At 67.3% G+C, this 12275-nt stretch carries 13 protein-coding genes; 4 read left to right on the top strand and 9 right to left on the bottom strand.

Going from position 1 to position 12275, the window contains the following annotated elements; all coding sequences use genetic code 11:
- Positions 1-38: 38 nt before the first annotated feature.
- The 5 genes from polA to AC07U0_RS03420 all read right to left on the bottom strand — a co-directional run bounded on the left by polA (position 39) and on the right by AC07U0_RS03420 (position 4774).
- Complete coding sequence (gene polA / locus AC07U0_RS03440) at positions 39-2987, bottom strand: DNA polymerase I (RefSeq protein WP_494718623.1); 2949 nt, start codon at positions 2985-2987, stop codon at positions 39-41.
- A 55-nt stretch (positions 2988-3042) separates the two neighbouring features.
- Entirely contained in the window at positions 3043-3669 is a 627-nt protein-coding gene (locus AC07U0_RS03435) for a DUF6655 family protein (protein ID WP_494718622.1), read from the bottom strand.
- Complete coding sequence (locus AC07U0_RS03430; RefSeq protein ID WP_494718621.1) at positions 3663-4103, bottom strand: VOC family protein; 441 nt, start codon at positions 4101-4103, stop codon at positions 3663-3665. The genes AC07U0_RS03435 and AC07U0_RS03430 overlap by 7 nt, the downstream gene beginning before the upstream one ends.
- Before the next feature lie 60 nt (positions 4104-4163).
- The gene (locus tag AC07U0_RS03425) at positions 4164-4415 is read right to left on the bottom strand and encodes a zinc-finger domain-containing protein (protein ID WP_492034052.1); all 252 of its coding nucleotides are present in this window, start codon (positions 4413-4415) and stop codon (positions 4164-4166) included.
- A gap of 95 nt (positions 4416-4510) precedes the next feature.
- Positions 4511-4774 (bottom strand): hypothetical protein, encoded by a 264-nt coding sequence (locus AC07U0_RS03420; protein ID WP_494718620.1) that lies wholly within the window; start codon positions 4772-4774, stop codon positions 4511-4513.
- 208 nt (positions 4775-4982) lie between these two features.
- On the opposite strand from AC07U0_RS03420, the gene AC07U0_RS03415 reads away from it, so the two are divergent.
- The gene (locus AC07U0_RS03415; protein ID WP_492946738.1) at positions 4983-5957 is read left to right on the top strand and encodes an ABC transporter ATP-binding protein; all 975 of its coding nucleotides are present in this window, start codon (positions 4983-4985) and stop codon (positions 5955-5957) included.
- Between the two features lie 78 nt (positions 5958-6035).
- On the opposite strand, the gene AC07U0_RS03410 is transcribed toward AC07U0_RS03415, so the two are convergent.
- Genes AC07U0_RS03410 through bioB form a run of 3 tightly spaced genes read right to left on the bottom strand, consistent with a single transcriptional unit; the run spans position 6036 to position 8170 of the window.
- A complete protein-coding gene (locus tag AC07U0_RS03410) occupies positions 6036-6455 on the bottom strand; it encodes a Tat pathway signal protein (RefSeq protein WP_494718619.1) in 420 nt (139 codons plus the stop codon).
- Positions 6456-6489: 34 nt separating this feature from the next.
- Complete coding sequence (locus AC07U0_RS03405; RefSeq protein WP_494718618.1) at positions 6490-7149, bottom strand: HPP family protein; 660 nt, start codon at positions 7147-7149, stop codon at positions 6490-6492.
- Between the two features lie 7 nt (positions 7150-7156).
- Positions 7157-8170 carry a biotin synthase BioB gene (bioB, locus tag AC07U0_RS03400; RefSeq protein WP_494718617.1) on the bottom strand — a complete coding sequence of 338 codons (1014 nt, stop codon included), beginning with the start codon at positions 8168-8170 and terminating at the stop codon, positions 7157-7159.
- A gap of 157 nt (positions 8171-8327) precedes the next feature.
- Here bioB and ahcY point away from each other — a divergent pair, with 157 nt between their 5' ends.
- Positions 8328-9719 (top strand): adenosylhomocysteinase, encoded by a 1392-nt coding sequence (gene ahcY / locus AC07U0_RS03395; RefSeq protein WP_494718616.1) that lies wholly within the window; start codon positions 8328-8330, stop codon positions 9717-9719.
- Between the two features lie 60 nt (positions 9720-9779).
- On the opposite strand, the gene AC07U0_RS03390 is transcribed toward ahcY, so the two are convergent.
- Positions 9780-10907, bottom strand: a complete 1128-nt coding sequence (locus AC07U0_RS03390; protein ID WP_494718615.1) for a hypothetical protein — start codon at positions 10905-10907, stop codon at positions 9780-9782.
- Positions 10908-11050: 143 nt separating this feature from the next.
- On the opposite strand from AC07U0_RS03390, the gene AC07U0_RS03385 reads away from it, so the two are divergent.
- A complete protein-coding gene (locus tag AC07U0_RS03385; RefSeq protein WP_494718614.1) occupies positions 11051-12019 on the top strand; it encodes a bifunctional helix-turn-helix transcriptional regulator/GNAT family N-acetyltransferase in 969 nt (322 codons plus the stop codon).
- A gap of 49 nt (positions 12020-12068) precedes the next feature.
- The gene (locus AC07U0_RS03380) at positions 12069-12275 is read left to right on the top strand and encodes a twin transmembrane helix small protein (RefSeq protein WP_494718613.1); all 207 of its coding nucleotides are present in this window, start codon (positions 12069-12071) and stop codon (positions 12273-12275) included.

Raw genomic sequence — 12275 nt, 5'->3', positions numbered from 1 at the left:
CCTGAAAGGCTCATCTCGCATTTGTAAAACAGGTCGCCTCAATGCGCCTCGTCCCAGTTCTTCGCCGCCCGCGCGTCCACCACCAGCGGCACGCTCAGCTTCACGGCCGGTTCGTCCGCCGTCTCCATGACGCGGCGGATCACCACCATGGCCTGTTCGGCCAAGGCTTCCGGGGCCTCGAAGACCAGTTCGTCGTGGACCTGAAGCAGCATCTTCACATCCGACAGTCCGGCCTCCGCCAGGGCGGCGTGCATCCGCATCATGGCGCGGCGGATGATGTCGGCGGCGGCGCCCTGGATGGGGGCGTTGATGGCGGCGCGTTCGCCGAACTGGCGCTCGGCGCCCGATTTGGAGTGGATGGCCGGGATGTGGATCTTGCGGCCGAAGATGGTGGAGACGAAGCCCTGCTGGCGGACCTCGGCCTTCGTCTTGTCCATGTAATCCCGGATGCCGGGGAAGCGCTCGAAATAGGTCTTGATATAGGCGCCGGCCTCGCCCTGATCGATGCCCAGCTGGGCGGCCAGGCCGAAGGCCGAGATGCCGTAGACGATGCCGAAATTGATCGCCTTGGCGCGGCGCCGCGTCTCGGCGGGCATGCCCTCGACGGGGACGCCGAACATCTCGGACGCCGTGGCCGCGTGGATGTCGAGCCCGGCCTTGAAGGCGCGTTTCAGCTCGGGGATGTCGCCGATATGGGCCAGCAGGCGCAGCTCGATCTGGCTGTAGTCGGCCGAGATCAGGACATTGCCGGGGGCGGCGATGAAGGCCTGACGGATCTGGCGGCCGATCTCGTTGCGGACCGGGATGTTCTGCAGGTTGGGGTCGGAGGAGGCGAGGCGGCCGGTGGTGGCGGCGGCCAGCTGATAGGAGGTGTGGACGCGGTCGGTGGCCTCGTCCATGGCGGCGACCAGGGCGTCGGTATAGGTGCCCTTGAGCTTGGAGAGCTGGCGCCAGTCGAGGATGGCGCGGGGCAGGGGGTGGGTCTCGGCCAGGGCCTCCAGCGTGGCCGCGCCGGTCTCCCACTGGCCCGAGGCGGTCTTCTTGCCGCCGGTCAGGTTCATCTCGCCGAACAGCAGCTCGCCGATCTGTTTGGGGCTGCCGATCGAGAAGGGGCGGCCGGCCAGCTCGTGGGCCTCGGTTTCCAGCTCGGCCATGCGGATGCCGAACTCCGAGGACAGGCGGCGCAGGCGCTCCGGGTCGACGCGGATGCCCTCCAGCTCCATCTTCGACAAGGTGGTCGGCATGCGGCGTTCCAGCGTCTCATAGACGGTGGTCAGGCCTTCCTTCGCCAGCCGGGGCTTGAGGATGCGCCACAGCCGCAGGGTGACGTCGGCGTCCTCGGCGGCATAGGCGGTGGCCGGTTTCAGCTCGACGTGTTTGAAGGATTTCTGGGCCTTGCCGGTCCCGGCGACCTGTTTGAACGGGATGGGGTCGTGGGCGAGGTGGAGTCGGGCCAGCTCGTCCATGCCGTGGCCGTGCAGACCGCCTTCGAGCACATAGGAGATCAGCATGGTGTCGTCGGTGGGGCTGACCGCGACGCCTCTGCGGGCCATGACGGCGATGTCGTATTTTCCGTTCTGGGTCACCTTGAGGACGGCGGGGTTCTCCAGCAGGACCTTCAGGCGGGCGAGGACGGTGGGCTTGTCCAGCTGCTGCAGCGGCTCGCGGGTATCGGGCGTATCGCCGAAGTCGAGGCCGCCGGCGCCGGCCATCGGCTCATGCTCATGCGTCAGCGGCACATAGCAGGCGTCATTGGGCCCGATGGCGAGCGACACGCCGCACAGGCCGGCGTGGGTGGCGCTGAGAGAGTCCGTCTCGGTGTCGAAGCCGACCACGCCCGCCTCGGTCGCGCGGGCGATGAAGGCGTCCAGCGCCTCGAGGTCCTGAATGCAGTGATAGGCGTCGTGGTCGAAGACATGGGCCTCGACGTCGGCGTTGATGGCCTTGGGGGCGTAGCGCGGGGTGATGACGGGGGCGCCGAGCTGGGGGATTTTCGGCGCGGCGCGATTCTGGGGGGCGGTGAAGGCCTGGCCGTCGTGGTCGGTGGTCTTGCCGTCGCCGACGCGGCGGGCCAGGGAGCGGAACTCCATCTGGTCGAGGAAGGCCGAGAGGGTCGCGGGGTCGGGGTCGCGGACGGCGAAGGCCTCGATCGGCTCGGGCGCCGGGGCGTCGCAGGTCAGGCGGACCAGCTCGCGGCTCAGCAGGATCTGGTCCTTGAAGTTGATCAGGGTCTCGCGGCGCTTGGGCTGTTTGATCTCGCCGGCGCGCTCCAGCAGGGTGTCCAGATCGCCGTATTCGTCCAGCAGCTGGGCCGCCGTCTTGGGCCCGATGCCGGGGGCGCCGGGGACGTTGTCGACGCTGTCGCCGATCAGGGCCTGAAGGTCGACCATCTTGTCCGGGGTGACCCCGAACTTCTCCATGACCGCGTCTTCCGCCAGGCGCCGGTCCTTCATCGGATCGAACATCACGACGCCGTCGCCGATCAGCTGCATGAGGTCCTTGTCGGAACTCACAATGACAGCTTCACCGCCCGCCGCCCGCGCCTTGCAGGCATAGGTCGCGATCAGATCGTCCGCCTCATACCCCGCCAGCTCAACGCAATGCACCCCGAACGCCGCCGTCGCCTCCCTGACCAGCGGAAACTGCGGAATCAGATCCTCCGGCGGCGGCGGCCGATGCGCCTTGTACTGGTCATAGAGCGCGTTCCGGAACGTCTTCTCCGAATGATCGAAGATCGCCGCCAGGTGCGTCGGCCCGTCCGACCCCTTCATGTCCTGCAGCAGCTTCCAGAGCATGTTGCAGTAGCCCTGCACAGCCCCGACCGGCAAACCATCGGACTTGCGCGTCAGGGGCGGCAGGGCGTGGTAGGCGCGGAAGATGTAGGCCGAGGCGTCGATCAGATAGAGGCGCAGGGGCGGGCCGTCCTGCGTCAGGACGTGCGCGGCAGCAGCGGGGGTTTCGGTCGGATCGGCGGGGGTGTCGGACATGGCGCCCAACATAGGGGGCGTCGGCGGCGGCGTCAGCCTCGATGTGGCGGCAGCGTCAGAACTCGCGCCAGCTGTCGCCGGGGTCGCGCTCGCCGGGCGAGAGCGACTGCTGGCCCCAGGCGATGACCATCATCACCTTGTGGCTGCGGATGCGGAAGGTGCCGATCATCGGGGCCACGGCGCCGAGCGGGGCGCCGGTCTGGGCGTCGTAGAGGAAGCCCGAGAACTCGGCGACGCCGACCCGGTCGCGCCGGCTGTAGACCGACAGTTCCGGAATCGAGACGACGTTGAAGGTCTCATTGATCGGCACGGCGAGCGGCGGCAGGCCGACGACGCGGCGCATCTGCTCCAGCGACAGGGCGCCGGCGCGCAGTTCGAACACGGCGTCGGCCTTGTCGCGATTGTCGGCCAGGGCGTAGCCGGCCTCGGAGAGGGCGGCGCGGATCGAGGAGATGGCGTAGCTGGGATTGTCGACGTTGAAGAAGGCGCCGTCGACGAAGACGCGGCTGCCGACCGGCAGGGGAAGGGTCAGATGCTCGACCGCACGGTCGGCGGCGCGGGCCAGCAGCAGCTGTTCGGTCGCGGTGCGCCCGGTGTTGCTTTCGGTCGTGGAGGCGCAGGCGGCGGCGAGGGCGCAGGCCCCGGCGATGCCGATCAGGCGCAGGCCGTGGACCGTCACCATGCGCCGACGTTGGGCATGGAGGCCCAGGGCTCGGCGGGAGCGAGGGGCTCGCCCTCCTGCAGCAGTTCGATGGAGATGCCGTCGGGCGAGCGAACGAAAGCCATGTTTCCGTCGCGGGGCGGGCGGTTGATGGTCACGCCCGCGTCCATCAGCCTTTGGCAGGCGGCGTAGACGTCGTCGAACTTGTAGGCCAGATGACCGAAATTCCGGCCGCCCGTATAGACTTCCGGGTCCCAATTGTATGTCAGCTCGACCTCGGGCGACCGCTCGGCGGCCGAACGGGCCTTGTCTCCGGGGGCGGCGAGGAAGACCAGGGTGAAGCGGCCCTTCTCGCTCTCGGTGCGGCGCACCTCTTCCAGCCCGAGCGCGTCACACCAGAAGCGCAGCGAGGCGTCGAGGTCGGCGACCCGGACCATGGTGTGGAGATAGCGCATGTTCGGAACCTTCGGGGAGAGGCGGGGCCTATGGACCCCAATCCGGACCGTCTTGGGGCGTTAGTGCGCCTCGGGCGGGCGGGCCGCCGGGTCGAGGTATTCGCTTTCGCTGTGCGGATGGGCCGACAGGACGAAGCGGCGGTCGCAATAGCCGCACTCGATGAAGTCGTCCTCACCCATGTCCAGATAGACCAGCGGGTGGCCCAGGGTCGCGCCGTGGACGCCGTTTCCGCCGTCGCAGGCGACGCGTTTGGACGAGACCACGATCTCTTCGGGCGGGGGAACGGGGGTGTCGAGATGGCGCGGGGGCATGGGAACAAGCCTGAAAGGGAGGTGTCCGTTTCCTAGGCGGGGAGGCCCGCGCCGTCAAACCCTCCCCGCCCGCTGTCCCTCATCGAGGGCGGGATTCAGGCCTCGGCGCCGGCCAGTTTGCGGCGCCGGAACACGCGGTCGAACAACGCCTTGCGCTTCTTGAAGATGGTCAGGCCGAGGCAACCGGCGGCGACCCACAATCCGCCTTCGCCGATCAGGGCGGCGATGGCGCCGAACAGCAGGGCCATGGTCGTATCCAGCGCGCCCGTTTTCGCCAGAACGGCGATGACCGCGCAACTCGCATAGCCGAGTCCGCACACCGCCATGGCGCTCCAACCGATCAACCGGGTCTTCGTCATATCCATTCTCCGTCAAGGGTCTTTGTCTCAATGACAAGGAAACTGGACATTCCGTCCTTCTAAGTCAAGCGTCATTGACATAAAGTCTGCAAGGCTTGTCCCCAATGAGCTTTCCGCATTGTCTTTCCAGCGGCGCCTTGGCGAACCGGGGCAGGCGGCATACCTATGCGGCGCGCTGTTCCGCGCGTTCTCCGACCAAAGCCGACGCATGACCGAGACCGAAGCCCTGCCCGTCAACGCCATCGAGGTGCGCGGGCTGGAGAAGACCTACGCCGGGACCAAGAAGGCGCCCCCCAAGACCGCCCTGCGCGGCGTGGATCTGGTGATCCCGCGCGGCTCGATGTTCGGCCTGCTGGGTCCGAACGGGGCGGGCAAGTCGACCCTGATCAACATCCTGGCCGGGATTGTCAACAAGACCGGCGGGACCGCCGCCATCTGGGGCCGCGACATCGACAAGCAGCCGCGCGACGCCCGCGCCGCGCTCGGCGTCGTACCGCAGGAGATCGTCGCCGACGTCTTCTTCACCCCGCGCGAGGCGCTGGAGGTGCAGGCGGGTTTCTACGGCGTGCCGGCCAATGAGCGGCGCTCTGACGAGTTGCTGGCCGCGCTCGGCCTGTCGGACAAGGCCAATGCCTATGTCCGCGCCCTGTCGGGCGGGATGAAGCGCCGGCTGATGGTGGCCAAGGCCCTGGTGCACAATCCGCCGATCCTGATCCTGGACGAGCCGACCGCGGGCGTGGACGTCGAGCTGCGTCGCCAGCTGTGGGAGTATGTCCGTCGCATCAACGCCGAGGGCGTGACCATCCTGCTGACCACCCACTATCTGGAAGAGGCGCAGGAGCTCTGCGACACCATCGCCATCATGAACCGGGGCGAGGTCGTGGCCTGCGAGCCGACGCCGCAGCTGTTGCGCCGTCTGGATACGCGTAATGTCGTGGTGACGCCCGAACATGCGCTGGACGGTCTGCCGACGGTCGCCGGTTTCGACGTGGTCGCCCGGGCCAACGGCGCCTTCGCCATCAGCTACAAGAAGGGCCAGTCGTCGGTCGAGCACGTCCTGGCCGCGGTCCGCGCCGCCGGGGTGACCATCGCCGACATCACGACCGAGGATCCGGATCTGGAAGACGTCTTCCTGGCCCTGACCTATGGCGACGCCAACGCGGTCAGTCCGACCAAAGACTAGGGTCCCGCCGTCGCGGGGATGAGCGGAGCGGATGCGCGCTCAAGCCGTGAGCGACCGCGTCGCGAGCATAGCGCCCGCTTAAAGCACCATCACCGTGCCCAGCAGCACGACGGCGCCGCGCTTCTTCAGGATCTTGAAGGTCGCGACCTGAAGGTCATGGGCCAGTTGGGTGAGGTCGGGCGCCTGTCCGGGCAGCAGGGTCCCGGCGGTGGTCTGAATCACCGAATTGTGGGCGTCGGCCAGGCGCGGAATGGCCTGGGTCGCCTTGGTGTGAAGTTCGGCGTCCGGAACATCGAGGCCGATCTCGACCGTCATCACGCCGCGCTGACCATCGGGCCGCACCACGGTCGCGGTGAGGGTGCTCAACCGCATGAAGCTGTCCTTGGGCGCCTCGCCTTCACCACCTTCGCCCCCGCCGGAGGCATGGGCGGGCAGGGCGGCCGCGACGAGGGCGACGCCAGCGAGCGGGGCGAGCGTAAAGAGGGCGCGACGGTTCATGCGCCGACCTTAACCAACAGCGTTTAAGGCCGGGTTACGGACGCTGATGGGCTGTGGCGGCGGCCAGGTTGGCGATGGTCCGAAGGTCGGCGGCGCTGACGTCCAGCGGCTCGCCAAAGGTCTCCAGCGCAGCCTTGATGTCCGCCTCGGTGATGGACGGCGGGGGCGCGACGGGAAGCGGAACGGCCTTGTGCGGATAGGCATGGCCGGTGAAGCGATGGAACAGCCATCCCGACGCGACGACCAGCACGGCGTTCAGGCCGATCGGCACGAAGGCGAACAACCAGCCGTGGCTGGCGAGGGCCGGGCCGCCGAGGGCCGCGACCAAAGCGGAGCCGCCGCCGGCCGGATGCAGGCTGCGCGTCGCCGACATGGCGGCGATCGACAGGGCCACGGCGGCACCGGCCGCGATCATCGGCTCAGGGATCAGGTGGGCCGCCACGACCCCGGCCAAGGCCGAGACGACATTGCCGCCGATCACCGGCCAGGGCTGACCCATGGGGCTGGCCGGAACCGCGAACACCAACACCGCCGAGGCGCCCAGCGGCGCGGCCAGCAGCATGGCCAGCTCGAGGTCGCCGAGGATCGCGCGGCTGACCAGCCCGGTCGCGGCGATACCGAACAGGGCGCCCAGACAGGCGATGGCGCGGTCGCGCAGGGTGGCGCCCGCCAGAATGGGCGTGAAGATCTTCATGTGAGGATCAGGCGTGCGCCGGCTGCATCGGCTTCAGGTCGAGCAGGGCGAACAGTTTCGCGTCCTCATCCTGCTCGGGGTTCGGCGTGGTCAGGAGTTTGCCGCCGACGAAGATGGAGTTGGCGCCGGCGAGGAAGCAAAGCGCCTGCATCTCCGGGCTCATGGTCTCGCGACCCGCCGACAGTCGGACCATGGCCTTCGGGCAGACCAGACGGGCGACGGCGACGGTGCGCACGAACTCGATCGGATCGATCTCGCCGGTCTTCAGGACGCGTTCGCCCAGCGGGGTGCCGGTGACGGGCACCAGGGCATTGACCGGCAGGCTGTCGGGATGTTCGGGCAGGGTGGCCAGGGCGTGCAGCAGGCCGGCGCGGTCGCGACGGCTCTCGCCCATGCCGACGATGCCGCCGCAGCAGGTCGACATGCCGGCGTCGCGCACGTGCTGGAGGGTGTCGAGCCGGTCCTGATACGTCCGCGTCGTGACGACCTCGGCGTAGTACTCCGGCCCGGTGTCGAGGTTGTGATTGTAGTAGTCCAGCCCGGCGTCCTTGAGCTGCTGCGCCTGGTCGGCGGTCAGCATGCCGAGCGTCGCGCAGGTCTCCAGACCCAGGGCCTTCACCCCCGCGATCATGGTCGCCAGTTTCGGGGTGTCGCGGTCCTTCAGCTCGCGCCAGGCCGCCCCCATGCAGAAGCGCGACGCGCCGCCGGCCTTGGCGGCCATGGCCTCGGCGATGACGGCGGTGGCGTCCATCAGCTTTTCGGCCTTCAGGCCCGTGTCGAAGCTGGCCGACTGGCTGCAGTAGCCGCAGTTCTCGGCGCAGCCGCCGGTCTTGATCGACAGCAGCTGGGACTTCTGGACCTCGGACGGGTCGAACCAGCGGCGGTGAACGGTCGCCGCCTCGAACACAAGCTCCATGAAGGGGCGGGCGAACAGGGCCTCGACCTGGTCCAGCGTCCAGTCGTGGCGCGGCAGGCTGAGGTCAAAAGAAGCGGTGCGGATCGGGGATGCGTCGTCGGCCATGCGGAATCCGTAGACCTGTCGATCGCCTGCGCCAAGCGACCGCGCTCACATAAGGATATCCTTATATGTTTATTGCCCCATTCACCCGGGCGGGCTATAGGGCGCTCAACCGCCAATTCGCGACCGGCCGAGGCCGTGCGCTCCAGGAGCCTCCTGCATGACCGACTACATCGTCCGCGACATCTCGCTCGCCCCGTTCGGCAACAAGGAAATCGCCATCGCCGAAACCGAAATGCCGGGCCTGATGGCTCTGCGCGAGGAGTTCGGCAAGCAGCAGATCCTGAAGGGCGCCCGCATCGCCGGCTCGCTGCACATGACGATCCAGACCGCCGTCCTGATCCAGACGCTGGAAGCCCTGGGCGCCGACGTCCGCTGGGCCTCGTGCAACATCTTCTCGACCCAGGACCACGCCGCGGCCGCCATCGCCGCCAACGGCACCCCGGTCTTCGCCACCAAGGGCGAAACCCTGGAAGAGTACTGGGACTACGCCCACAAGATCTTCGAATGGGCTGACGGCGGCTATCCGAACCTGATCCTGGACGACGGCGGCGACGCCACCCTGCTGTGCGTGCTCGGTCCGAAGGCCGAGAAGGACCTGTCGCTGATCTCGAACCCGCAGAACGAAGAAGAGGAAGCCCTCTTCAAGGTCATGAAGCGCTACATCGCCGAGAAGCCCGGCTTCTACACCGCGATCCGCGAGGCCATCGGCGGCGTGTCGGAAGAAACCACCACGGGCGTTCACCGCCTGTACGAAATGGCCAAGAAGGGCGACCTGCCGTTCCCCGCCATCAACGTCAACGACAGCGTCACCAAGTCGAAGTTCGACAACCTGTACGGCTGCCGTGAATCGCTGGTCGACGCGATCCGTCGCGGCACCGACGTCATGCTGTCGGGCAAGGTCGCGGTGGTCTGCGGCTACGGCGACGTGGGCAAGGGCTCGGCCGCTTCGCTGCGCAACGGCGGCGCCCGCGTCATCGTCACCGAAATCGACCCGATCTGCGCCCTGCAGGCCGCCATGGAAGGCTATGACGTCCAGACCCTGGAAGACGTCGCCGACAAGGCCGACATCTTCGTCACCACGACGGGCAACAAGGACGTCATCCGCGTCGAGCACATGCGCGCGATGAAGAACAACGCCATCGTCTGCAACATCGGTCACTTCGACTCGGAGATTCAGGTCGCCGGCCTGAAGAACTTCAAGTGGGACGAGATCAAGCCGCAGGTGCACCACATCGAGTTCCCGGACGGCAAGAAGATCATCCTGCTTTCGGAAGGCCGCCTGGTGAACCTGGGTAACGCCACGGGTCACCCCTCGTTCGTGATGTCGGCCTCGTTCACCAACCAGACCCTGGCCCAGATCGAACTGTGGACTAACATCAAGTCCTACGAGAACCAAGTCTACACCCTGCCCAAGCACCTCGACGAGAAGGTCGCCATGCTCCACCTCGGCAAGCTGGGCGCCAAGCTCACCGTGCTGACCCCGGATCAGGCCGCCTACATCGGCGTGCCGACCGAAGGCCCGTTCAAGCCGGAAGCCTACCGTTACTGAGTGAGGGCGAAAGCCCGAACGAAAGAGCCCCGCGACGGTGTCGCGGGGCTTTTTCTTTGTTCAGGCCGCCAGTGAAATCCCGCCGGTGTCGTCGTCGCGGCCGGTCAGGCTGATCTCGAAATCGGCGAGGAGGTCGAGCAGTTCTTCCGGCGACGGGGCCGGTTTGCCAGGCGCCATCCGGTAGTTCCAGAAGCTGACGATGTGCTGGACCGCCCCCAGTCGCTCGCCCAGCTTGGCGAACAGGTGAGGGGCATCGCGCAGGAAGTCGCGGAAGCCGGCGGGATCGCCGTGCTGGGTCATGCCGGCGAAGGCGTCGTCATAGACGCGCAGCATGCCCGCGGTGCTGTCGCAGGTGGCCAGGATGCGGCGGCGCACCGTCTCGCGGCTGCGATCTAGGGCGACATATTGCTGGCTGGTGGGGCGGCCACGCGGCTTGACGGTGCGGACGGCCTCCACCACCGCCCCGACATCGCCGATGACGCCGCGCAGGACCCATTTGTAATAGAGGAAGCCCTTCCAGCAAAAGATGCCTTCCTCATACTCCTCGGGCTTAAGCCGGAGGGTCTGGCCGAGCGCGCTGAGGTCGTCGCCGGCCGAGTTGGACAGGATCTTGTCGGTCAGGCGCGCGACCGGATTGTCGGCCGAGAGATCGGCGTCCGGGCCCATCGACAGGTCGACCAGCGGGGTAATCTCGTCGCCGACGAAGGCGATCATCGCGCCGAGGTCCGCTTCCGACAGATTGAAATAGCAGGTGGCGGGAGTGACGCCGCTACGGCGCAGGGCCTCGCGCAACAGGAAGGGGTCGAGGCCGGGCAGGGCGTCCATGACCTTCAGGGTGGCGATGTCGGGGTGTTCCAGGCCGATGCCGAACACCTGCTGCATCGTCGCCTCATAACCCATCTCGCCGACGAAGATGTAGCGGCCGCCGACGCGCAGGTCGCCGGCGTCAATCGGCAGGACGATCTTGGTGGCCACGTGCCGCCGCAAGCGGAACCGGTCGAGCTCGTCACGGCGCAGGCGGTGCTTGATCAGCAGGGCCCGGTTGAGAAGCGGGTTTTTGAACAGGGGCGCATCCGCCCATTCCTCGGTGTGGCCGTGCGCATGATGGACAGCCGTGAGGTTGAGCACACGGGCGGTCGACGCCGAGTCGCGCAGGTTGGCCAGGTTTCGGATCGAGCGGTCGGTCATCAAGGATCCCGGGGAGGAAGCGCCACCGTACGCAGGAAAGGTTGACCAAGGCCCCTGTGAACACGGTGACCGGGGCATTAACCCGCTTGACCGTTTGAGATTGTATATGCAGTTATATATCGAGTTATGTAATTGGATGCGCTATGGTCTCTGACGTCATTCGCGAACGGCCTTATCTGTTCCTCGGCAGCCGTCTGAAGCGGATCGGCGAGAGCATGCAGGCCGATGTGCTCAAGGTGGTGGAGCAGGCCGGCCTGCCCGTGCAGCCGGCGCAGTATCCGGTGCTGGCGGCGCTGGATCGACATGGCCCGCTGGGCGTCGGCGATCTCGTCAAGGCGACGGGGGTCAGCCAGCCGGGCGTGACCCGGACGGTGGCGAAGCTGATGGAGATGGGACTTATTGAGGCAGCGACGCCGTCATCGGACCGTCGGCGGCGGACGGTGCGGCTGAGCCCCGAGGGTCTGGAGCTGATGGCCCGGTCGCGGGTCGCGGTCTGGCCGGCGGTTGAGGCGGCAGTGGTCGCCCTGTGCGCGGAGTTGAAGGGAAATCTGTTGGAACAGCTGGACGCCATCGAGGCGCGATTGACTGAAAAACCTCTCAACGAGTGGGGCGGAGCCAGCGTCCGGCCGATGGTGGAGATCCTGCCCTTCGACGACAGCCTGGCCGGCGACTTCCACGACATCAACGCCGAATGGATATCCTCGATGTTCGTGCTGGAGCCGACGGACCGGGAGGTGCTGGAGAACCCCCGCGCCCGGATCATCAATCCCGGCGGCGACGTCCTGTTCGCGAAAGCAGGCGATCTGGGCGTGGTCGGGACCTGCGCCCTGCAGAAGACCGGCGAGAACCAGTTCGAACTGACCAAGATGGGCGTGCGGGAGACGGCGCGCGGCCTGAAGGTTGGGGAGGTGCTGCTGGAGGCGGTCATCGCCCGGGCGGGGCAACTGGGGGCGGAGACCCTCTATCTGCTGACCAACTCGAAATGCGCCCCGGCCATCCATCTGTATGAGAAGCTGGGCTTCGTTCACGACGCCGACATCATGGCGCGGTTCGGCGCGCGCTACGCCCGTTGCGATGTGGCGATGCGGTATCGGGCGCGGCCCAGGGGGTGAGGCGCGAAATCCGCTCCCGTCCCGATCGGCGATGGGTTAGGGTCGGTCCATGGGAACCCTGTTCAATATCCTGATCCCGCTGTCGGTTCTGGCCGTCGCGATCACCCTGGGCTTTGGCCTGTATTCGCTCTATCGGGGCGGGGACTATGCGCGGTCCAACTCCAACAAGCTGATGCGGCTGCGCGTCGCGCTGCAGGCCACGGCGGTGGTGCTTCTGGTCGCCGGCCTGTGGTGGAAATCGACGCACGGGGCCTGA

It is taken from the genome of Brevundimonas sp. GW821-FHT02A10 (genome assembly GCF_059422025.1).
This window is presented reverse-complemented; position numbering and strand designations above follow the sequence as displayed.